Source organism: Rossellomorea sp. NPDC077527, assembly GCF_044542955.1.
Lineage (GTDB): Bacteria > Bacillota > Bacilli > Bacillales > Bacillaceae_B > Rossellomorea > Rossellomorea aquimaris_E.
Genome location: NZ_JBITVL010000002.1, coordinates 868,525 through 890,284 on the forward strand (window position 1 = coordinate 868,525; position 21,760 = coordinate 890,284).

Consider the following 21,760-nt stretch of genomic DNA (forward strand, 5'->3'; position numbering starts at 1 on the left):
CCCTACCCTATACGCAGCTTACTTCGGATCCTCGTGATTTTATCACCGAACAGCCGGTCTGCAAGCTTACTTCTCATACTCAAGTAGAAGTAAACGAGAGCTCCTACCCCGCCGCAGATTGCCACTAGGATAATTGATTGGAAGCCCGATTCTGGACTGAGGAATTTGACCAGTATGCTGTAAAGTACCAGTACAACCCCAGCCATGACGGCATTCAACGCTCCGATAAACATCGTTCTTCTTAAAATCAATTGGAATTGATATCTCGCATATTTTTTTATCACATAGAGATTGATCAGAATCGCCACTGCATATCCGATCGTCGTCGCAAGTACAGCTCCCTGGGTTTCAAACAGGCGAATCAACGGGATGTTCAAGACAAGCTTCAGAAGCAAGCCGACAAGTAAGCTGAAAATCGTGAATTTCTGCTCATCAATCCCTTGAAGAATCGCTGCGGTAACCGCAAATAGTGCAAACAGGATCGCCACTGGCGCATATGATCGTAAAATCGACGTTCCCAAAGCGTCACTATGATAGAACAACGTATACATCGGCTCCGCTAACAAGGCCAGTCCCAAAGCGGCCGGTACTGTCAGGAACAACAGAATCTGAAACGTCTGGTCAATGTTCCTGCGCATCGTTTTCCGGTCACCGCTCGTATAGGATGTTGTGATCAACGGAATAAGCGTCATCGAAAAGGCGGTTGCCAGCGATACAGGAATGATCACGAGCTTATGCGTATAGAAGTTCAATACGGCAAACGCATGGTCGGAAATTTTCGCATTTCCTATATCCGCCATAGCGGTATTGAAGGTGATCTGATCCACCAGTTGGAATAATGGATTGGCCAGTCCTACGAAAATGAATGGAATCGAATAGGCAATGATTTCTTTGTACATCGCTTTTAACGAGATTTCTTCATTCCCTTTGTCCTCTTCAAGGAGCTCATCTAAATGAGGCTTCCGCTTATACCAATACCAGATCAATGCCCCAAGACTCGCAAGCCCCCCTACAAACGCTGCAAATGTTGCTACGGAAATCGCCGTTGTAACGGTCCCATCCAGTATGTTCAATACAACATAAATTCCGCCAAGAAGGAAGACGATTCGGACGATTTGCTCAATGACCTGGGAAACCGCCGTCGGCCCCATGGACTGGTGACCCTGGAAGAATCCCCGGATCAAACTCATGAAAGGAATAATGATCAGGGCAAAACTCACGGCCCTGATGACCGTCGTCACCTGCGCGACGGAAATGACCTGCTCATCACTTTTGATCGTCATTTCGGCGAAAATCGGTGCGAATGCATACATGATGAGGAAGGACACGACCCCCGTCAGCGTCATCAGCAAGAGCCCGGACTTAAATAACTTCCGCCCTACGGCATATTCCCCGATGGCATTATATTTTGAAACGAATTTTGAAACGGCCAGCGGCACCCCCGCAGTCGCTACGGTCAGAAAGATCGTATAAGGCACATACCCATATTGATAAAGGGATGCCCCCTCTTCATGACCTTTTAACAAATCATCAAACGGTATAACATAAAAAAGACCCAAAAACTTAGAAATAAAGGTCCCTAACGTTAAGATAAACGTTCCTCTTATTAATTTAGATGACATAGTATCCCTCTCTATATATCTTGTTGCCCGTTAAACAAACAAAATAAATTCGAACTCGAAATTTACACACTATCAGTAGTTTACTACTGTACGATTCGAATGACAATTTTTTTCGAATGTTGTATTTAAAACCTATCCCATTTAAAATAAGGTGAAACTTCTTTTGAGAAGCGAATAGGTAAAGTTGGTGAAAAAAATGGTAAAAAAATACGACGTCATCGTCATAGGCGGAGGACCATCAGGCTTGATGGCCAGTATTGCAGCCGGAGAAAACGGTGCGAAAGTCCTCCTTGTAGATAAAGGTACAAAACTAGGCAGAAAGCTCGCCATTTCAGGAGGCGGCCGCTGCAACGTGACCAACCGGCTTCCTGTAGAGGAAATCATTAAACATATCCCGGGCAACGGGCGTTTTTTATACAGCGCGTTTTCTGAGTTTAATAATGAAGATATCATCTCCTTCTTCGAGAATCTTGGAATTCAGCTAAAAGAGGAAGATCACGGACGGATGTTCCCTGTCTCGAACAGGGCCATGGATGTGGTGGAAGCACTTTTGAAGCGCATGAAAGAATTGAAGATCGACACCAGGACAAGCACAAGCGTTGAGGACGTTCTGTACGAAAACGGCGAAACCACGGGAATCCTTCTAAAAGATGGAGAAACCATTCTTGCTAACGCTGTCGTGATTGCCGTCGGCGGAAAGTCCGTCCCTCACACGGGATCGACGGGAGATGGGTATCCGTGGGCCACGAAGGCCGGGCATACGATCACGGACCTGTTTCCGACAGAAGTTCCCCTTACGTCGGACGAGCCTTTCGTGAAGAAAAAAGAGCTTCAGGGGCTGTCTTTGCGCAGCGTGGATTTAAGCGTACTGAATCCCAAAGGTAAAAAGATCATTACTCATCGGATGGATATGATCTTCACTCATCTCGGCATTTCAGGACCAGCCGTTTTGCGATGCAGTCAATATGTGGTGAAGGCCATGAAGAAATGGAATCTGACACACGTGGCTATGCAGATTGACTCCATGCCGGATCAAAATGAAGAACAGCTGTTCCAGTCTCTTCATAAACAGGTGAAGGAAGATGGGAAGAAAGCAGCTAAGAATATTTTCAAGGGTCTTGTACCTGAGAGATATCTATTATTCTTACTCGACCGTGCCGAAATTGATCACGATGAAAAAGGCGATCACATCTCTTCTGAAAAGATCCGCTTCTTTGCAAAACTGTTGAAACAGTTCACCTTCAATGTGAACGGAACATTATCCATCGATAAAGCGTTCGTAACCGGCGGCGGGGTTTCCGTCAAAGAAATCGAGCCGAAAACGATGGCCTCCAAGAAAATGAACGGCCTGTTCTTCTGCGGGGAAGTGCTTGATATACACGGATACACAGGTGGTTACAATATTACCTCTGCACTCGTCACAGGACGGCTTGCCGGATACAATGCAGCGAAGGTCTGATAGACAAAAAAGAAAGGTTGATCCTCCTTTGTGAGTGATCAACCTTTTTATTTTCTATATACCACCATGGCCGAGAAACAGTAGATCTGGTCCTCTACTTCCTCCGACATCGCTGCTACGTGATATTTAATATCGACAATCTTTTTATCATCCATTTTGCTGAGGAAATGGTTCATATCTTTCTCTAAATCTTTTTCATGTTCGTAGTCAAAGACTTTTACTTGGATCATAGAGTCCCCTCCCGGATCGTTTTTGTTAGCAGTATTGTCAGAATAGTTTGTTTTTAAACATTGGGTGAGGGAGTGAGTTTTGGTTTTTGGCGTTCCGCCGTTAAATTTGGGATTTCGCCGATATATTCTGGATTTCGCCGTTATAATGAAAATTTCGCTGATATATTTCGGATTTCGCCGTTATAATGAAAATTCCGCTGATAAATCCCCTTCACAAGCCAAATCTCGCTATAAAGTATAGCCAAATGCCACCCATTTTCTACTAAACACACAAAAAAGCACACCCCTTTTCAAAACAGGATGTGCTTTCCCACTAAAAAACTCATTATTTCTTCGCTGCAGTTTCCCCAGCCCAGTTCATCATGCCGCCTTCCATGTTCACCACTTTATACCCTTGTTCCTGCATGTAGTGAGCAACATTTCCGCTGCGGTTGCCTGAACGGCAGATAAAAATATACTCTTTACCCTTATCAAACTGGTCAAGTGACTCAGGGATTTCACCCATCTTGATATGCTTCGCTCCTGGAATCATACCCTCTTCCACTTCTTCATCTTCACGAACATCCACCAATAGCAGATCTTCTCCGTTCTTTAACTTCTTCTCCAACTCATCCGTCGTAATCGTTTTAATAGCATCCATTCTTCTCAACGTCCTTTCATCATTCATTTATTCATTCACCAAGATTATACCAAAGCCTGTCCCCAGAACAAAAACATGGGATCCATAAAAGGGCATAAAGAGGGACGGACCTCACCGAAATGCTGATTTAAAGCGATTTATGCTCCAAAACAGGCTCATTTCGAGGTCCGTCCCTCCGATATCACCAAACTCGTTTAGTTTGCTACGATGTTGACTAGTTTGCCAGGTACGGCGATGACTTTGCGGATGGTTTTGCCTTCGATTTGTGTTTTGATTTCATCGTTTTCCATCGCTGTTTTTTCTAGGTCATCTTTGGTCATGTCGCGTGGGATCATGACTTTGGCTTTCACTTTACCGTTCACTTGAAGGACGATTTCGACTTCGTTGTCCACAAGCTTCGATTCGTCGAATGTCGGCCATGCTTCGTAGGAGATTGTTCCTTCGTGACCAAGCTTGCTCCAAAGTTCCTCTGTCATATGAGGAGCGATCGGCGCTAGAAGCTTGATGAAGCCTTCTACGTATTCCTTCGGAAGGGTTTCCGCTTTGTAGGCATCATTGATGAATACCATCAGCTGTGAAATCCCTGTATTGAAACGAAGTCCTTCATAGTCTTCCGTCACTTTCTTAACGGTTTGGTTATACGTTTTATCAAGGTCACTGTTCGGTGCATCCGTCACTTTAGAGGATAGTGAACCATCCTCTTCTACAAGAAGGCGCCATACACGATCCAAGAAACGACGTGCTCCATCAAGACCGTTTGTGCTCCAGGCGATGGATGCTTCCAGTGGACCCATGAACATTTCATATAGGCGAAGGGTATCGGCACCGTGAGATTCAACAACTTCATCCGGGTTCACGACATTCCCTTTTGATTTACTCATTTTTTCGTTGTTTTCCCCAAGAATCATTCCTTGGTTGAATAGCTTTTGGAACGGCTCCTTCGTCGGAACTACGCCGATATCATAAAGGAACTTATGCCAGAAACGCGCATACAGCAAGTGAAGTACCGCATGCTCGGCTCCTCCGATATACGTATCGACCGGCAGCCACTCCTGCATTTTCTTCGCATCCGCAAGGGCATCTTCGTTATGTGGGTCGATATAACGGATGTAGTACCAGCAGCTTCCCGCCCACTGTGGCATTGTGTTCGTTTCACGACGGCCTTTTTTACCCGTTTCAGGATCCTCAACGTTCACCCATTCACTGATGTTCGCAAGTGGAGATTCACCTGTACCGGACGGTTTGATTTCGGTAGTCTTTGGAAGGACAAGCGGAAGCTCACTTTCAGGAACAGTCGTTGTCGTACCATCTTCCCAGTGAATGACTGGAATCGGCTCACCCCAGTAACGTTGACGGCTGAACAGCCAGTCACGAAGGCGGTATGTCACTTTCTTCGTTCCGATGTTTTTCTCTTCCAACCATGAGATTGCTTTAGCAATCGCTTCTTCCTTACCAAGACCATCAAGGAACCCGGAGTTCACATGATCTCCGTCACCTGTGTATGCTTCTTTCTCAACATTGCCACCAGCCACAACTTCCACGATTGGAAGATCGAATTCTTTCGCAAACTCATAATCCCGTTCGTCATGGGCAGGGACCGCCATGATCGCTCCAGAACCGTAGCTCATTAGAACATAATCAGCGATCCAGATTGGCATTTTCTCACCGTTGGCAGGATTGATCGCATAAGCTCCTGTGAAGACTCCTGTTTTTTCTTTCGCAAGGTCTGTACGCTCAAGATCGCTCTTCGACTTGATCTTGTCGATGTACTCATTCACTTTCGAGCGTTGTTCGTCCGTTGTGATTTCCGCAACGAACGGATGCTCCGGTGCAAGAACCGCGTATGTCGCACCAAAGATCGTATCAGGACGCGTCGTGAACACATCGAATGATTTGTCATGGCCGTCGATGGCAAAATTCACTTCTGCTCCTTCAGAGCGGCCGATCCAGTTACGCTGCATATCTTTGATGCTTTCCGGCCAATCAACCTCTTCAAGGTCTTCAACAAGACGATCCGCATAAGCAGTAATTTTCAGCATCCACTGCTTCATCGGACGGCGCTCTACCGGGTGACCACCGCGTTCGCTCTTCCCGTCGATAACCTCTTCATTGGCAAGAACGGTTCCAAGTGCCGGACACCAGTTAACGGCAACCTCATCCACATAGGCTAATCCTTTTTCATAAAGCTTTGTGAAGATCCATTGCGTCCACTTGTAATAACCTGGATCTGTCGTATTGACTTCACGGTCCCAATCATAAGAAAAACCGAGTGATTTAATTTGGCGACGGAACGTATCGATATTTTTTTGAGTGAATTCCGCAGGGTCATTCCCTGTATCAAGGGCATATTGCTCTGCCGGCAATCCGAATGCATCCCATCCCATCGGATGAAGGACATTGTACCCCTGCATGCGCTTCATGCGGGAAAGGATGTCTGTTGCCGTAAACCCTTCCGGATGTCCTACATGAAGACCTGCGCCTGATGGATACGGGAACATATCCAGCGCGTAGAAATTGGATTTCCCTTCTTCTTCTGTTGCTTTAAACGTTTTGTTTTCTTCCCAATACTGCTGCCATTTCGTCTCAACACTTTTATGATTAAAACTCATATTGAGATCCTCCTTTAATTTTCATAAAAAAATAAATAAAAAAACCCTCATCCCAAATAAATATTTGGGACGAGAGTTTGTATGTACATTCTCCCGCGGTACCACCCACATTAGTGTACGCGCACTCAGCTTCATTCATCCTTAACGCGGAAAACGGCAAGTCTTACTGTTGGTTCACACTTGCAACTCAGCAGGCGAGTTCATGATGCTTCTGGTTGACTTTCACCACCCGTCAACTCTCTACGACAGAAAGCCGTCATTACTACTCCTGATCAACGTTTCAATATAGATAAACATTATATGTATTCACTATTTTAGTGAAAAATATACAGAAGCGCAAGCCTATTATTGGTTATTGGATGAGATTTTTGTCATTTGGAGGAGGTGACAGGTAGGAATGACGTCCTGGAATTTGAAAATCCAGCCTTTTATCATCCTATTAAGGCCGTTTCCATCGAAAATGCAGTCGATATACTTTTTCTCCCAACCCAACCTCCATCTCCCCAAATAAAGAAACGGCCTCCTAAAAGGCCGTTCCCCTCCCGAATCTATTGAACCGTATACCCTCCGTCCAGTACGACTGCCTGACCCGTGATCCCTTTCGCTGCATCACTGCACAGGAACATGGTATAGTCAGCAATCTCTTTCACATCCAACAATCTTCGCTGCGGGACGAGAGGATAGATGACTTCTTCGATCACTTTCTCAAAAGCTACATTTCGAGTCTTGGCAAGGTCCGCCAGTTGATTCCGTACCAATGGCGTATCCACGTAGCCCGGACACACTGCATTCACGGTGATACCGTACTCTGCCGTTTCCAGGGCTGCCACTTTCGTCAGTCCGATGACTCCATGCTTCGCAGAATTATAGGCTGCTTTGCCGGAGAAGCCGACCAACCCATTGATGGACGCCATGTTGACGATCCGGCCCCCTCCTTGTTCTTTCATATGTGGAAGAGCATGTTTGATCGCAATAAACGGTGCGGTCAGCATGACCTTTACAAGCAGCTCAAACTTTTCTGTCGGAAATTCTTCAATATGTGATACATATTGGAGCCCGGCATTATTAATCAAAACATCCAGTTTACCGTAGTGATTTACTGCTTTCGCGATCGCGTCTTTTAGTTCCGTTTCGGAGGTTACGTCACATCGCAACCCAAGAACTTCAAATCCTTCTGTATTTAGGGCATCTGCTGCTTCTTGAACGGTATCTTCCTGCAGATCGGTTAATACGACTTTTGCTCCTCCTGCGGCAAATTCCCTGCCGATTTGGTAGCCGATTCCCTGAGCTGCCCCAGTTATGAACACAACTTTATTTTCTACCATGATGACTCCTTTCTTATATACCTACTCCTAAGGTGAATAATAGAATCGCCAATGCCAATCCGAGAAGAGGTACGATGACGGTCAACGCACCAACTGCCCCATACGCTTCACCGTGGGTTTCATTACAGATCGAACGAATCGTCGTTACCACATATCCATTGTGAGGCAGTGAATCGAGCGCTCCGGAAGAAATCGCGACAACCCGGTGAAGGGCTTCGGGGTTTACACCCATGTCTACATAGTGCGGAGCAAGGATCGGCAGTGCAATTGCCTGACCACCCGATGCGGAACCGGTCATACCTGCAATGACACTGACGGCGATGGCTCCACCGATCAATGGTGAACCTGGAATATTCGTCATGACATCAACTGCTGTGCTGAAGGCTGGTACAGCTTTGGCAACTCCACCGAAGCCAACAACGGCCGCTGTATTCCCGATGGCGATCAATGCTCCTACCGTTCCTTCGGAAACAGCTCCCCAGAAGCCTTTGAAATATTTACGATTCAACACATAAGCTGAAATCACTCCACCTAATAGGGCAATGATCAAGGCAGATTGCTTTAAAGAATCATGGAATGAAAAAGCCAGAACGAGTACAACCAGTAATGGAATCAAGCCCATGAAAGGATTTGGTAACGGTCTTCCTTCATCAATGACCGGATCTTCTTCACGAGAGTGAAACTTCTCTCCTTTTTTGACGGCTTTTGTAATCATGCGTTTTAACCACCAGTAGCCAAATACAGCCATAAACACAGCAACAATCAAGCTGACTTCCCAGCCTGCATATGGTGTTGTGCCTAAGTATTCAATCGGAATCCAGTTTTGGATTTCCGGTGAACCGGCAGAGGTCATGGTAAATGTGACCGAACCGAATGCCAATGCTGCCGGGATGAAGCGACGCGGCAGGTCGGCTTGTTTAAATAAACTTACAGCCATAGGATAAACAGAGAATGCGACAACGAAGAGACTGACTCCCCCGTATGTCAACACCGCACACGCGAGTACAATGGCAAACACAGCGTATTTCATCCCTAATTTCTCTACTACAAAACGGGAGACACTATCTGCTGCTCCGCTGTCTTCCATTACCTTTCCGAATACAGCCCCCAGTAAGAACATCAGATACCAGGCAGCAACAAAGCTTGTGAATCCTGACATATAGTTCGTGACGAGATTGGCTTCCCCCTCACCGGCTAATTGCGGAAAGAGTGGCATTCCACTTAATAACGCAACGAATAATGCCGATATGGGGCCAACAATCAGGATATTCATCCCCCTCATCGTTAAAAAGATTAATAATATGAGTCCTCCAATCAGACCGATCATGCTTAACATGACATTTCCCCCTTTGTTCTCTAAAAGTGGTGACGCTTACATTTTATTTGTTAACACGCACGCTCCCCTTTCCAAAAATTCTGTTCCAACTACATACATGCAAAATTCGTGCCAACTTTCAAATTACTGAAAATTCAAATATGTATTTTTTTACATTCCGAATTTCCGGACAAGAGAGGCAATTTAGACACAAAATGGTCATGATTCTTCATACACAAAAACAGTCCGGAATTATGGACTGTTTTCCATATTTCCGGACTCCCCAACCTATTATAAAAGCTCATACTTATTTAACTTTTCATACATGCTCGATTTACTTATCCCCAGTGACTCAGCGACCTTTCGTTTATCCTGCTGATGGGTTTGCAGACTCTGCGATAAGACTGACTTCTCTGTTTCCTCCAGGATTTCTTTCAATGTCTTTGATCCCACATCATAAACATTCCCAGCCTTCATATAAGATGGCAGGGATGAAAGTGCAATCTTGCTTCCATTTGACAAATACGTCGATGCATTGATGACGTTTTCCAATTCCCGAAGATTTCCCGGCCAGCTGTATGAAAGAAAGATTTGCATCACTTCATGCTCAAAATCACTGATCCGCTTCCCCGAAGACTTTGTTGATTTATCCAGAAAAAAGGACGCAAGGCTTTCAATATCTTCCTTCCGCTCTCGAAGTGGAGGAATCTGAAATGGCACGACATTGATCCGGTAATACAAATCACTCCGAAATCGCTTTTCTTCCATCATTTTCTCTAGGGGCCGATTCGTGGCCGCAATGATCCGGACGTCTACATGCTCTATACGGGTGGAGCCGACTGCCTCGACTTCTCCTTCCTGCAATACCCTTAGAAGCTTCGCCTGCATATTCAGAGGCATATCACCGATTTCATCAAGGAACAGAGTCCCCTTGTGGGCAAGCTGAAACTTCCCTTTCTTGCCGCCCTTTTTCGCCCCGGTAAAGGCTCCTTCTTCGTAACCGAAAAGCTCTGATTCCAGTAGATGCTCCGGAATCGCTGCACAGTTCACTTTGATGAAAGGCTGGCCGCTCCTCTCACTCAGCTGGTGAATGCTGTGGGCGAACAGTTCTTTCCCCGTTCCGCTTTCCCCTCTGATCAGGATGGAAATATCACTAGGGGCGATCATTTTCGCTTTGTCCTTCAATTCATTCATGCCGGGTGAGTCACCGATGATATCATTCAGTGAATACTTCACACCGGTGTTGATATCCTGAATGTAACTTTGAATCTTCGACATCATGTTCTTCACATGTGAACTCATTTGCATCCATTCACTCGTATCCCGGAAGATGACGGATCCGAATGCGCCGATCACCTTTCCGTCTACAGAGATCGGAATTCGATTGGCTATCATGTAATTCCCTTTAATGTACTGAAGATCAGCGACCTCTTCCTTCCCACTTTCAGCAACTACGTGCATTCTTGTGTTTTCAATGACCTTCGTCACATGTGAACCGATCGCCTTATCCCTTTCGACCTCAAGGAAGCGACAATAATTGTCATTTATGTAAATGATGATGCCTTCATTATCAACGACAACCAACCATTCGAAAGCGTTCTCAAGAATGATTTCAATCATGTCCACGGATACCTGCTTTAATAAACTGCTCATTTCCCATTGCCTCCTCCATTTTGCAAGAGAACATATAGTTTTATAGTAGCACATCCATTCCACATCATTGTGAAAAGAATTCCTTTCTGCCAATAATTTCAATTACCAGTTCAAAATCGGTTTAATGCATGAGGTATTAGGGAAACTTCTTAACAATGAATGGAGGAATGAAAGGATGAAAATCGCAGAATTGAAACTATTCTATTTCGAAGACGATGGAATCATCCCGAATAACCCTGATCTGCCCGTACTCATTTACCGGAATGCCCTGGATCAAGCTGCTGAAGCCGAAGAGACATTCAACCGGAATCAATGGCTGAACAGCTGGACGAATGGCATATATGATTATCATCATTACCATAGCAATACTCATGAAGCATTGGCTGTCATCCAAGGTGAAGCAAACGTTCAATTAGGCGGGGAGATGGGAGAACATGTTACGGTCCAGCAAGGTGATGTGATCATCCTCCCTGCCGGTACGGGACATAAGAGATTGTACGCAAGTCACGATTTTAAAGTCACAGGCGCCTATCCAAATGGAGACGAATATAATGTAAAGAAAGGATCATTGCGTGAAAGACCCAGTGTGTTGATTGACATCAAAAACGTCCCCCTTCCATCATTAGATCCTGTATTTGGGGATAGCGGCCCACTGTTGAAGTACTGGCTAAAGAAATGATGTAGAAATGGTTCTGCGTCCCATTCGGATTTTCATTCCTATTTCTCTATAGTCTTGTTTCATCGAAACGGGCACCTTTCTTCTTTTATACACATGACCAATCCGAAGTTTTTTTAACATTGGCTTGTTTTTTTAAAAGTCCTATGCTATTCTATTATAGCGATGAGCTGAATTGTGTAAGTCGGGGATCACGTCCTAGTGACAACAAACGATGTGGCGTTTGCTGATCCACCGCCTCAATTTTTTGCAAGTGGGCTTCCGTAGGAAACGGGAGCCCTTTTTATATGGAGAAAAACCCCCAATGAATTCTCATTGGGGGTTTCTTTATTGTTGAGCCGAAACGGGAACGGCATTTTTCTTTCTCAATGGCCGGTCATATTGACTGGTGATCAATAATGAAACGACGAAGAAAGCGATCAACGTCATGAACAGCACCTGCATGCTGAATACATCCACCAGCACTCCTCCGATGAACGGTCCGATCATTCTTCCGCCCGTGGCCGTACTGTTGACGATTCCCTGATAGAACCCCTCTCTTCCCTTTGGGGCAAGTGAGTTCGCTATGGTTGGAACCGCAGGCCAAATGAGCATTTCACCAATGGTCAAAATGATCATGGCCATAGCAAACCATTGAAATTGATCAGCCATCGATGCCACACCGAACGACATCATGAAAATGACAGTCCCGATCATGATTTGAAGCTTTAAATTGTTTTCGAATCGCTTGATGGCTTTTGATAAAAGCGGCTGTGCCAGAACGATGAGGGCACCGTTGATCGTCCACAATAAGCTGTATTGTTTCAAGGAAATGTTGATTTCCTGCGTATACGTTGCAATAGTGGATTGCCACTGCACATAGCCCACCCAGCATAATAAATAGGCGATACAAATGAACAGAAGTGCCTTCAGTTTCGAGCGATCCTTGATCACCTTCGATTCATTCAGCACCGACGTTTGGTGACCAGCAACGGAAATGTTCCGATAGCCAAACAATGCAATCAAGAAAAAAACGATATACATACTCAAATTCGCTAAAAATATATAGTTAAAGGAGAATGAAGCGACGAAACCGCCCAAGGCAGCTCCCACAGCAACTCCAATGTTTTGAGCGACATAGACAGAATTGAATGCTTTCCTTCCGCCTTCCGGCCAAACAGAACCTGCCATGGCATACATGGAAGGAAATACGATCCCTGAGCCAAATCCAACAATCGTCAAGAAGACAACATAGAAAGAAAAGCCGTGCCAAATATTCATTCCGATCAGGGCGGATAATGTAATGGAAATCCCTAATAGAATGGAACGATATCCACCAAAACGGTCGAACAATGTTCCTCCAATCAGATTTCCAATGACACTCGCGCCTGCATTCATCATCAGCACAATTCCCGCCACAGATAGTGACTTTCCTAAATTTTCATGAAGATAGATGGTATTGAGCGGCCATAAAAAAGAAGCTCCCGTCACATTCACCATCATTCCAATGACTAGCAGCCATAATGATTTGGGCATCGCTCTGCCCCCTTTCCACTCTTTTATTTCGAGTCCCAAAAGGATTTTACTCCTTTTGGTGAACGGGAGCAAGAATTATTTCTTGAAAAAATAAAAAAACCGGGCACTCATAATGAGCACCTGGTTCATGACGATCATTTACCGTTGTGATGGTCGGATTTAACAGGTTGACCCTGTTTTTCGTAGCGCTTTTTGGCTTCTTTGACCGGGTTGTTTTCTGCACCGAATTCTGTATCCATGGTTCGGAAATCACTACGGGTCTTTTGTTCAGGGTTGTTTTGATCAGAGCGTGTACTCAATGTAATTTACCTCCCACGACATTTGGATCATGATCTAACAAAATCATTTCATTCTGTAACGTCTGAAGCTGAAGTCTCATGCGGTGCAGCTGTTCACGTTGTTGTGAGTTTGCACTATTCGCCATGTGAGCCACGTCGTTGACTGCTTCTTCTAACTGCTGCATGGCTTTCGTGTACTCCACATCATGATAATGCTCCTGCTGCGACCCTGATTTATATTGTTCTTGAGCGTAACGAATGGCATCTTCACACTTTTGAATGCATTCATCCATTGAATTTCTGGTTGCCATTACGACTACCTCCTTGATGGTTGGAATAAAGAAGAGAAAGGACCCATCCTTAGCTCCTCTCCCTCTTAGTTTGAACTCGATTGTCCGTTTCAGAAGTGGTAATCTTCGCCTATTTCCTTTCGCAGGATACATTTGTCCCTCTGTTCATGATAAAATCTTTTTGAACGACCTACATACCGTTTAACACATTGAAAGCTAGGAGGTGTTTGTCATCGGGACAAACCCATTTCCATATGCCACAGATTTAAAACGATACCATACGTGGAACTACCATTTGAGAAATCATTTTGGACATAAAGTCTTTAAGGTCGCTTTAGATGGCGGCTTCGACTGCCCTAACCGTGACGGCACGGTTGCTCACGGCGGCTGTACCTTTTGCAGCGCCGCCGGATCAGGAGATTTCGCCGGAAGCAGGGTCGATCCCCTGGAAAAGCAGTTTAATGACATAAAAGGAAGAATGCATCAAAAATGGAAAGATGGAAAATACATGGCCTATTTCCAGGCATTCACAAACACGCATGCACCTGTTGATGTGCTAAGGGAAAAGTATGAATCCGTCCTTCATCAGGAAGGAGTCGTCGGTCTTTCCATCGCCACCCGCCCCGATTGTCTTCCAGACGACGTGGTCGAGTACCTGGCTGAATTGAATAAAAGAACCTATCTATGGGTGGAGCTGGGTCTGCAGACCGTTCATGAAAAAACAGCAGGCTTGATCAACCGGGCGCATGACTATCAATGTTATGTTGATGGTGTCAATAAATTGCGCCGACACGGAATTCGTGTGTGCTCCCATATTATTAACGGACTTCCCCAGGAAAATGAGGACATGATGATGGAAACGGCACGTGAGGTAGCGGAACTTGACGTCCAGGGAATCAAGATCCACCTCCTACACTTATTAAAAGGTACACCCATGGTCAAGCAATACGAAAAAGGACTAGTAGACTTCATGAATTTTGACCACTACGTCAAACTCGTCTGTGACCAATTGGAAGTCATCCCGCCTGAGATGATCGTGCACCGCATAACCGGGGACGGACCTATCGACCTGATGATCGGGCCAATGTGGAGTGTGAATAAATGGAGCGTACTCAACGCCATTGATGATGAACTGAAACGCCGGGACAGCTGGCAGGGAAAATTTTATAAAGTGGATGTGAAAGCATGAAATTAGATCGAATACTACCTTTCGCAAGACAGCTGTTAGAAAGAGCTGTCAAACCGGGAGACATTACCATAGACGCAACGCTTGGAAATGGGCATGATACCCTGTTCCTCGCTCGCTTAGTTGGAGAAAACGGTCGTGTATATGGTTTTGATATTCAAGAAGAAGCCATTGAAAACACCAGGGAACAGCTCAATACCCATGATCTGGCCCACCGGGTGACCCTTTTTCACCAGGGACACGAGACCGTCATGAACGTCATCCCCCCATTGCATCATGGGAAAGTGACAGGGGCAGTCTTTAATCTTGGATACTTACCAGGCGGTGACAAAGATATCGTTACCCGTCCAAAAACGACGATACTTGCTCTGAATCAAATTCTAGAAATGATGGCACCTGAAGGAATCCTTGTTCTCGTGATTTATCATGGACATCCAGAAGGCGCGGTAGAACGGGATTACATTCTCCGCTACGTTGAACGATTGGATCAAAACTACGTTCATGTCCTTCGTTATCAATTCATGAACCAGCTTAACAATCCTCCATTCATTGTAGCGTTGGAAAAGAGATGAAAAATAGGGACGGACCTCTGAGAAGGTCCGTCCCTATTTTTTATAATAATTCGTTTGCGATGAGTTCAAATGATTTGAGTTTGTCTTTGAAGTCATGGGTGATGCTTACGAGCATGATTTCATCGGTTTGGTACTGTTCGCTGAGTGCAAGAAGTTTTTCTTTCACTTTTTTCGGATTTCCGACCACCATCCGCTTGCGGTTTTCACGCACTCTCATTTCTTCAAATGGAGTGTATTGGTAGGCAGCCGCTTTTTCTGGGCTTGGTGTTCCGTTCGAGCGCATGCCTTGCTCGATCATCAGGATTGAAAGATCCAAGCTTGATGCGACTCTTTCGGCTTCCTCATCCGTCTCTGCACAAATGGCAAATACGGCCACGATGTTCTTCGGTTCTTTCAAGTAGTCCGAGGGAACAAAGTTATTCCGGTAGGCTTGAGTATATTGTGGTCCACCCTCCCCATTGATGAACTGAGCGAATGTGTATGGCAGTCCTTTTTGAGCTGCCAGCATCGCACTGGATGGACTTGAACCGAGCATCCATACTTCCGGCATCGTCTTGATCAAAGGTGCAGCTGTTAAACCCTGGTACGGATGACCATCAGGTAAGGAATCCGTGAGATAGCCCAGGAGATCATCGATCTGTTCTGGATAGCGATTCACATCCCGTGGTTTGCCGTCATGAAGGGCCATCGTAGCCATCGGCATCCCTCCAGGTGCCCTCCCCAATCCTAAATCGATCCGATTCGGGTTCAACCCTTCCAGCAATCGGAAATTCTCTGCTACTTTGTATGAAGAGTAATGGGGAAGCATGATGCCTCCAGACCCTACTCGGATCTTTGACGTATTTTGAGCAAGATGAGCAATTAACACTTCCGGTGATGAACCGGCAAGTCCCGTGGAATCATGATGCTCTGATACCCAGAACCGTTCAAACCCTAATTTCTCTGCATGCTGTGCTAATGTTACTGTATGATGTAAAGCCTCTTGAGGGCTCATTCCTTCTGCAATCGGTGACTGATCTAAGACACTTAGCTTCAAAATGGACATCTCCTTTAATTGATGTGTGTATTATTATCAATTCTGATGAAAAAAATGTCCACTAACATGCTTAAAGGGTGACGGCCGAATGGCCGTCACCCTTTGAATAATTATTTCTTACTGATTTCAATTCTTCCTACTGATTTGTCCTTACTTTGGCCAGTCACCTTGATCTTTAAGCCATATTCAGGGACGTTTCTTCCTGCATCAGGCATTTTTTCATTTAGATAGCTGCGCTTATCATTAAACTCCTGATTTTTATGAGTATCTTTGTCAGTAAGCGTTATACCTAACAAATCTCTGTAGTCCAGGAACATTTTCTTTGTGTTGTCCATGCTGAATGCAGCATCGTGAATTTGATAGCGAGTGGCTGCCATTGAATTGTCACTCCACTTAAGCTCATGCTGATCCGCATCCACGACTCCGAGGAATCCTTCACCCGGGTGAACCCCTGTCCAGTTGTCTCCATATTTTTCATCAGCGTACCAGATGACAAGACCTGGATCATACGTCATTAAGCTGTCTCCGCGACGGATATGGGCCAATCCTTCATCTACACCTTGGTGATTTCTCCATTCCAACAGGTAGTAATGTTTAGAAGTTTGGATTCCATCATCTTTCGTGAATCCATCAAGTGTAATACTTGAATCACCTTCAGCATCATCCGATAATACTTCATTTCCATCTGCGATCACTTTAATATCGTCTACATAAAGACCAGGATTAACCGCAGCACCATCTGTCCAATAGTTTAATTTCACTTGAACATTTTTTTCTGCATATTGACTTAAGTCAAAAGATGCATCTACCCATCCGTCTGATTTTCCTGTGATTCCATGACCAGGATTTTGTTCGTACGGGTCAGTTTCCGTTGTCAGGTTACCTGGAATGCTCGTCCACTCTTTCCCATCTTCACTAACCTGGACAGAAGCATAGTCCCAATCCTGTTCAATATCGTACCAGGCTTTGAACGTAAGCTCTGCGTTGGAAGCTGATGTTAGATCTACATTCATGACAGCTGAATTGTCGAGATCATTGTCACTTCCACTGAAGTACTCATATTCTCCGCTATAAGGCTCATTAATTTTCGTTTCTTTATCTGGTAGATTAATTTTAAGTGCATCCAAGTTTGTTCCTTTAGTATTGGCTTGATCAAGGAATACTTCTGTACCTTTTTTATTAATGTCTTCTAATTCGATTTCATCATATTTCAGCCAATTTCCACCATGTGCTGCCTGAAGAAATTCTTTAGACCATGCACTGAATCCAGTCGGCTCTGTTCCAGGAATCTTACCTGCCCAGCTTCCGCTTGCCATGATGGACCAATAAGCAACCGCTTCACCTTCACCGGAATATTGAGTGTCATATTCATCAGGTAAACCCAGGTCATGCCCATACTCATGTGAGAACACTCCTGCAGCTCCGTCAGCCGGTTGAACCGTGTAATCATACGCGGCCATTTGACCTCCCCAATATGGTACATCCGTTTCTGTTCCGTCAACTGGGAATACTGAACCAAGGTTCCAACGGTGAGACCAGATGGCATCCTCTCCAAGGCTTCCACCACCAGCTTCTTCACCTACTGCTGAATGAACAACCATCAAGTGGTCAACCAGTCCGTCCGGCTCACGAGTGTTTCCATCTCCATCCAGGTCATAGCGATCTTCCTGATCGTAATCAGCCAAATCTACATCTGGATCATTCGCCGCTGCCTGTAGAGCTTCTTTCACAAGACCTCTGGCATCCGTGTCGCTATCCCCTCTATCTGGATCATTTCCACCATATGCAGCAGCCGGCTTAGAAGCTTGGTACCAACCGGCAACCTCCCCTTCAACGGAATATGCACCGTTGGTTTGCTGCTCATAGAATTGCTTCATTGAGATCAAGTTTTCACCATTCGGACCTTTGTAACCATTTTCTCCGAATACCATGTCCTGATAATGCTCTTTTACGTAGTCTTCATAATACATATCTGATTCATCCGGCTTGATTGAATTATGAGGAAAATCAGGGAACTCCATAAGTAATACTAAGACCTTATCCGTTCTTGTTTCTCCGTTATAATCCTCTTCCACTACAGGGTCAAGGTTTCTCTTTTTCCCTTTATGTTTGTCGCCTTTTTTATGCTTTTTAATTTCTTTTTCTAATTTTTGTTTTTCATCTTTTAATTCACCATCGTTTTCTAGTTCCTTCACTCCGTCTGATTTCTCTTTAAGGAACTTTTGGACTGCTTTTTCAGCCTGTCCCGCTGTTGCATTCTTTGATAATTTACCGCTCTTTTGAAGCATTTCAATCAGTTTCTCTTCATTAGCAATGGCTAAGTCAAATGGCCCCTCCCCATGCGAATGAGATTTTTTCACCGTCGGCTTTGCTAACACATTCTCAGGTCCTACGGTCGCAGCTGATGCAGGTACAGCAAATGCCCCTACACTTAGAGCCGCAGCCATGGCCATCGACAACATTTTACGAGATTTCAAGCATGATTCCCCCTTAAATATGTACTAAATTTTTACACTAATTACAATATACTTTAATATTCTGAAAAGTAAATATTCTTATGATGAATTTAGTTACAATTACCTACATAAATTTACTATTTTAGATAAATAGGTGTATATTTCGGCATATTTTTCATAGGTAAATAGGCATATTAGCATGCAACATTTTCCATTTTTTGAAATTAATTATGTTATTGTCGAATCCGTTGAATTTATGTTCAAAATAGTAGAGTCTAATAACAAAAAAAAGACGGACCTTCGAAATCATTTCGAAGGTCCGTCCCTCTTTTTCACTCTATTCAGGATGTTCTTCTGCGGTTTCTCCATTTGCGATAGATTTTCCCGTTCATGTAGAAGAATCGGGTGATCCAGCCTGCTTCTCCGATGAATTGTTTGGAGAAGGATTGGACGTTTGATTGTTTCGCTGCTTTGTCGTCCGATAGATAGACTCCTATGAGTCCTTTGTTGATTAAGCGGTGAAAGTGAGCATGGGGAAGCTCACCGGTATGTTCATCGGCTTTCTGCAGGAAGTGGAGGAGCCTCTCTTTTAGATGCTCTTCATCTTCATAGTAAAAGCAGAAGTTTAAATCCCCTCCCTGCCGGTCTTCATCTTGATCGATGAAATAATCAAGAAGGATATGTAAGCCTTGAATGTAGGGAAAATATCCCCTCTTGATGGTCTCTGTGTACGATGGCTGGAAGTCCCGACGGCAAGCGTATGATACTAAACAAAAGATTCCGAGGGTCGAACCCGAGCAGGCGGAGAACTCGTACCAATCCATGTCAGGCAAGTTGGGACGGTGGGTTTCAAACCAGTCCTGGAGCCTTTCCACCCTCTCCTCTTCCTTCACGTGTTTATGTATCTGTAGATCGCAATAATACTCACACAATTCCAGGAGGTCCTTCTTGATACTGCCATAGTGACTTAACTTTGCGAGAACGGATTGACAGGTCAGGACTAAATCTCTGAGATATCCCCCATCATCCTGATCTTTTCTTAAAGCATAATAATTAACAGGCTCTGCCCCCACCGTCAATGAATCTTTCATGGACTGATGAAGAAGAGCAAAGTCCTCTGGATCTAGGGAAACACTGCGGTCACATAGATTGTCCAAATAGTCGCTTATCGTCTGATAGGCGACGATGAAACGGATCGTCTCTATTTTCTGGTCCAGGGCAAGGAGGGAAAGAATCGATCCTCCCTCGCAGTGGAACGTTTTATGCTCGATGCTCGCAAGTGCCTGGTTTCTAAGCTCCTGATTGGGTATCCCTTCAGCCCGCTCCTTCCATCCGTCCAATTCTCTGTGCACGATTGGAAATACAGTGCGGTATACTCTTGTCATTAATGTAAAGGGATCACTTGGTATTGACAATTCCATCACCTCTTTTACAAAATGTATCCCAGCGCTTTCAATCGACTCTCTATGAAGTTCTTGGAGTACTCAAATATTTCTTCTCTTTCAGGTTCATTATAGATTTCATGATAGCATTTCGGCCATTCTTTGTAATGCATTTCAGATAATGACAATTCATTGAACCATTTTTTCACGGCTTTTTTATCCACGATTTTATCGTCACCTGCCTGCAGCACGAGAAGTGGCAAATCAGGCATTTTTTCAAGGTTTGTATAGGCCAATTTAATCGCTTGGGAAAGCTCCCTATACCAACGGACCGACACTTTGGTGATATAAAGTGTGTCATTGCTGTCAATTTCACGGACATCTGCATTTCTTGTTGCCATATCGACCGTTAATCCTGATGGAAATCTCACCATGGGAGCGATTTTATTTAATCCGTGGGACAGAAGCTCGATCGGTTTGGCAGGAGTTGTGACCAACCCTAAGCATGGTGATGACAAAACCACACCCGCCAGGTTCACATGAGATTCCTGCAGCAAACGCACCGTAATAAGACCACCCATACTGTGACCGATCACAAAGACCGGCAATTCGAATTGATACGCTGCCTGGATCCAATCCTTCACTTCTACTATATACTCATCAAAGGAATCAATGTGTCCTCTTTGGCTCCGGGACGTCATCCCCTGACCGGGCAAGTCTCCCATGACGACATGATAGCCTGCTGCACGCCACATTTCAATGAGCCAGCCGTACCTGCCGTGATGTTCCATAGCGCCATGAACGATGACGATGACTGCCTTTGCCTCTTGATCTGATTCCCATTTCCACATGACAAATCCTCCTTTGTAGTTCTCTCATTGAATGAATTCTGCTACCATTATTATAATAAATATTATTGAAAGGGGTAGTAAAAAATGCTTTATCCATATTTCGATAAAAAACCGATCATCGCGGAGTCCGCTTTCATTGCGGATTATGTGACCATCTCCGGAGACGTAGAGATCGGTGAGGAGTCCAGTATCTGGTTCAATACCGTCATCAGGGGGGATGTTGCTCCCACTAAAATCGGTGATAAAGTCAATATACAGGATAACTCCATTCTCCATCAGAGTCCAAATAACCCTCTTATCCTTGAAGATGAGGTGACCGTTGGCCATGGTGTGATTCTACATAGCTGCAAGATCAGAAAAAAGGCATTGATCGGTATGGGATCGATCATCCTCGATAATGCCGAAATCGGCGAAGGAGCGTTTATCGGAGCAGGAAGCCTTGTTCCCCAGGGGAAGGTCATTCCGCCGAATACACTCGCATTCGGTCGACCGGCTAAGGTCGTGAGGGAGCTTAACGAACACGATATTAGTGAGATGAAACGCATTTCAAGGGAATACGCAGAAAAAGGACAGTATTATAAGAATATCAAACCGTTTTAACTTCCTATACTTGGGATACCCCATCCTTTAATGGATTACTCATGGTATATTTTCTTGCATGGATG

The 21,760-nt window shown here is 44.7% G+C and carries 19 protein-coding genes and 1 other annotated feature; of the genes, 5 read left to right on the forward strand and 14 right to left on the reverse strand.

Annotated elements, in window-relative coordinates; genetic code table 11:
* Positions 1-2: 2 nt before the first annotated feature.
* Positions 3-1,622, reverse strand: coding sequence for a putative polysaccharide biosynthesis protein (locus ACIGG7_RS09605; RefSeq protein WP_397549612.1), 1,620 nt, complete (start codon positions 1,620-1,622; stop codon positions 3-5).
* A gap of 196 nt (positions 1,623-1,818) precedes the next feature.
* Here ACIGG7_RS09605 and ACIGG7_RS09610 point away from each other — a divergent pair, with 196 nt between their 5' ends.
* The gene (locus ACIGG7_RS09610) at positions 1,819-3,081 is read left to right on the forward strand and encodes a BaiN/RdsA family NAD(P)/FAD-dependent oxidoreductase (RefSeq protein ID WP_397549613.1); all 1,263 of its coding nucleotides are present in this window, start codon (positions 1,819-1,821) and stop codon (positions 3,079-3,081) included.
* A 47-nt stretch (positions 3,082-3,128) separates the two neighbouring features.
* On the opposite strand, the gene ACIGG7_RS09615 is transcribed toward ACIGG7_RS09610, so the two are convergent.
* From ACIGG7_RS09615 to ACIGG7_RS09640, 6 genes are all read right to left on the reverse strand, one after another.
* Positions 3,129-3,311 carry a sporulation protein Cse60 gene (locus tag ACIGG7_RS09615; RefSeq protein WP_034765594.1) on the reverse strand — a complete coding sequence of 61 codons (183 nt, stop codon included), beginning with the start codon at positions 3,309-3,311 and terminating at the stop codon, positions 3,129-3,131.
* A gap of 325 nt (positions 3,312-3,636) precedes the next feature.
* Positions 3,637-3,951, reverse strand: a complete 315-nt coding sequence (locus ACIGG7_RS09620) for a rhodanese-like domain-containing protein (protein ID WP_224939567.1) — start codon at positions 3,949-3,951, stop codon at positions 3,637-3,639.
* A 194-nt stretch (positions 3,952-4,145) separates the two neighbouring features.
* Positions 4,146-6,560, reverse strand: a complete 2,415-nt coding sequence (gene leuS / locus ACIGG7_RS09625) for a leucine--tRNA ligase (RefSeq protein WP_397549614.1) — start codon at positions 6,558-6,560, stop codon at positions 4,146-4,148.
* 62 nt (positions 6,561-6,622) lie between these two features.
* Positions 6,623-6,845: a binding site (T-box leader), on the reverse strand.
* Positions 6,846-7,108: 263 nt separating this feature from the next.
* A complete protein-coding gene (locus ACIGG7_RS09630) occupies positions 7,109-7,885 on the reverse strand; it encodes a 3-hydroxybutyrate dehydrogenase (protein WP_397549615.1) in 777 nt (258 codons plus the stop codon).
* 13 nt (positions 7,886-7,898) lie between these two features.
* Positions 7,899-9,221: a GntP family permease gene (locus tag ACIGG7_RS09635; RefSeq protein ID WP_397549616.1), complete on the reverse strand. Its 1,323-nt coding sequence runs from the start codon at positions 9,219-9,221 to the stop codon at positions 7,899-7,901.
* Positions 9,222-9,491: 270 nt separating this feature from the next.
* On the reverse strand, positions 9,492-10,853 hold the full coding sequence (locus tag ACIGG7_RS09640; protein ID WP_397549617.1) for a sigma-54 interaction domain-containing protein: 1,362 nt from the start codon (positions 10,851-10,853) through the stop codon (positions 9,492-9,494).
* Between the two features lie 175 nt (positions 10,854-11,028).
* Between ACIGG7_RS09640 and ACIGG7_RS09645 the strand changes: the two genes are divergently transcribed.
* A complete protein-coding gene (locus ACIGG7_RS09645) occupies positions 11,029-11,532 on the forward strand; it encodes a cupin domain-containing protein (RefSeq protein ID WP_397549618.1) in 504 nt (167 codons plus the stop codon).
* Positions 11,533-11,856: 324 nt separating this feature from the next.
* Here ACIGG7_RS09645 and ACIGG7_RS09650 read toward each other — a convergent pair whose 3' ends face one another.
* The 3 genes from ACIGG7_RS09650 to ACIGG7_RS09660 all read right to left on the reverse strand — a co-directional run bounded on the left by ACIGG7_RS09650 (position 11,857) and on the right by ACIGG7_RS09660 (position 13,633).
* Positions 11,857-13,044: an MDR family MFS transporter gene (locus ACIGG7_RS09650; RefSeq protein WP_397549619.1), complete on the reverse strand. Its 1,188-nt coding sequence runs from the start codon at positions 13,042-13,044 to the stop codon at positions 11,857-11,859.
* A 134-nt stretch (positions 13,045-13,178) separates the two neighbouring features.
* Positions 13,179-13,343, reverse strand: coding sequence for a glycogen biosynthesis protein GlgD (locus ACIGG7_RS09655; protein ID WP_224939517.1), 165 nt, complete (start codon positions 13,341-13,343; stop codon positions 13,179-13,181).
* Positions 13,340-13,633, reverse strand: coding sequence for a YtzC family protein (locus ACIGG7_RS09660; protein ID WP_224939516.1), 294 nt, complete (start codon positions 13,631-13,633; stop codon positions 13,340-13,342). Before ACIGG7_RS09660 ends, ACIGG7_RS09655 begins: the two co-directional genes overlap by 4 nt.
* Positions 13,634-13,835: 202 nt before the next feature.
* Here ACIGG7_RS09660 and mnmL point away from each other — a divergent pair, with 202 nt between their 5' ends.
* Both mnmL and mnmM read left to right on the forward strand, forming a co-directional pair.
* Positions 13,836-14,801 carry a tRNA modification radical SAM protein MnmL/YtqA gene (gene mnmL / locus ACIGG7_RS09665; protein WP_397549620.1) on the forward strand — a complete coding sequence of 322 codons (966 nt, stop codon included), beginning with the start codon at positions 13,836-13,838 and terminating at the stop codon, positions 14,799-14,801.
* Positions 14,798-15,370 carry a tRNA 5-(aminomethyl)-2-thiouridylate-methyltransferase MnmM gene (mnmM, locus tag ACIGG7_RS09670; RefSeq protein ID WP_219170524.1) on the forward strand — a complete coding sequence of 191 codons (573 nt, stop codon included), beginning with the start codon at positions 14,798-14,800 and terminating at the stop codon, positions 15,368-15,370. Before mnmL ends, mnmM begins: the two co-directional genes overlap by 4 nt.
* A 40-nt stretch (positions 15,371-15,410) precedes the next feature.
* Here mnmM and ACIGG7_RS09675 read toward each other — a convergent pair whose 3' ends face one another.
* From ACIGG7_RS09675 to ACIGG7_RS09690, 4 genes are all read right to left on the reverse strand, one after another.
* A complete protein-coding gene (locus tag ACIGG7_RS09675; RefSeq protein WP_397549621.1) occupies positions 15,411-16,415 on the reverse strand; it encodes an LLM class flavin-dependent oxidoreductase in 1,005 nt (334 codons plus the stop codon).
* Between the two features lie 101 nt (positions 16,416-16,516).
* Positions 16,517-18,883 (reverse strand): immune inhibitor A domain-containing protein, encoded by a 2,367-nt coding sequence (locus ACIGG7_RS09680; RefSeq protein WP_397549622.1) that lies wholly within the window; start codon positions 18,881-18,883, stop codon positions 16,517-16,519.
* A 320-nt stretch (positions 18,884-19,203) separates the two neighbouring features.
* Positions 19,204-20,277 carry a tetraprenyl-beta-curcumene synthase family protein gene (locus tag ACIGG7_RS09685; RefSeq protein WP_397549623.1) on the reverse strand — a complete coding sequence of 358 codons (1,074 nt, stop codon included), beginning with the start codon at positions 20,275-20,277 and terminating at the stop codon, positions 19,204-19,206.
* A gap of 14 nt (positions 20,278-20,291) precedes the next feature.
* On the reverse strand, positions 20,292-21,095 hold the full coding sequence (locus tag ACIGG7_RS09690) for an alpha/beta hydrolase (RefSeq protein ID WP_397549624.1): 804 nt from the start codon (positions 21,093-21,095) through the stop codon (positions 20,292-20,294).
* 84 nt (positions 21,096-21,179) lie between these two features.
* Here ACIGG7_RS09690 and ACIGG7_RS09695 point away from each other — a divergent pair, with 84 nt between their 5' ends.
* Complete coding sequence (locus tag ACIGG7_RS09695) at positions 21,180-21,695, forward strand: gamma carbonic anhydrase (RefSeq protein ID WP_224939511.1); 516 nt, start codon at positions 21,180-21,182, stop codon at positions 21,693-21,695.
* Positions 21,696-21,760 lie beyond the last annotated feature (65 nt).

What these genes read in the sequence shown, in the direction of transcription:
- ACIGG7_RS09605 (WP_397549612.1), bottom strand. Translation starts at nt 1,622, where the DNA reads ATGTCATCTAAATTAATAAGAGGAACGTTTATCTTAACGTTAGGGACC.
- ACIGG7_RS09610 (WP_397549613.1), top strand. Translation starts at nt 1,819, where the DNA reads ATGGTAAAAAAATACGACGTCATCGTCATAGGCGGAGGACCATCAGGC.
- ACIGG7_RS09615 (WP_034765594.1), bottom strand. Translation starts at nt 3,311, where the DNA reads ATGATCCAAGTAAAAGTCTTTGACTACGAACATGAAAAAGATTTAGAG.
- ACIGG7_RS09620 (WP_224939567.1), bottom strand. Translation starts at nt 3,951, where the DNA reads ATGGATGCTATTAAAACGATTACGACGGATGAGTTGGAGAAGAAGTTA.
- leuS (WP_397549614.1), bottom strand. Translation starts at nt 6,560, where the DNA reads ATGAGTTTTAATCATAAAAGTGTTGAGACGAAATGGCAGCAGTATTGG.
- ACIGG7_RS09630 (WP_397549615.1), bottom strand. Translation starts at nt 7,885, where the DNA reads ATGGTAGAAAATAAAGTTGTGTTCATAACTGGGGCAGCTCAGGGAATC.
- ACIGG7_RS09635 (WP_397549616.1), bottom strand. Translation starts at nt 9,221, where the DNA reads ATGTTAAGCATGATCGGTCTGATTGGAGGACTCATATTATTAATCTTT.
- ACIGG7_RS09640 (WP_397549617.1), bottom strand. Translation starts at nt 10,853, where the DNA reads ATGAGCAGTTTATTAAAGCAGGTATCCGTGGACATGATTGAAATCATT.
- ACIGG7_RS09645 (WP_397549618.1), top strand. Translation starts at nt 11,029, where the DNA reads ATGAAAATCGCAGAATTGAAACTATTCTATTTCGAAGACGATGGAATC.
- ACIGG7_RS09650 (WP_397549619.1), bottom strand. Translation starts at nt 13,044, where the DNA reads ATGCCCAAATCATTATGGCTGCTAGTCATTGGAATGATGGTGAATGTG.
- ACIGG7_RS09660 (WP_224939516.1), bottom strand. Translation starts at nt 13,633, where the DNA reads ATGGCAACCAGAAATTCAATGGATGAATGCATTCAAAAGTGTGAAGAT.
- mnmM (WP_219170524.1), top strand. Translation starts at nt 14,798, where the DNA reads ATGAAATTAGATCGAATACTACCTTTCGCAAGACAGCTGTTAGAAAGA.
- ACIGG7_RS09675 (WP_397549621.1), bottom strand. Translation starts at nt 16,415, where the DNA reads ATGTCCATTTTGAAGCTAAGTGTCTTAGATCAGTCACCGATTGCAGAA.
- ACIGG7_RS09690 (WP_397549624.1), bottom strand. Translation starts at nt 21,095, where the DNA reads ATGTGGAAATGGGAATCAGATCAAGAGGCAAAGGCAGTCATCGTCATC.
- ACIGG7_RS09695 (WP_224939511.1), top strand. Translation starts at nt 21,180, where the DNA reads ATGCTTTATCCATATTTCGATAAAAAACCGATCATCGCGGAGTCCGCT.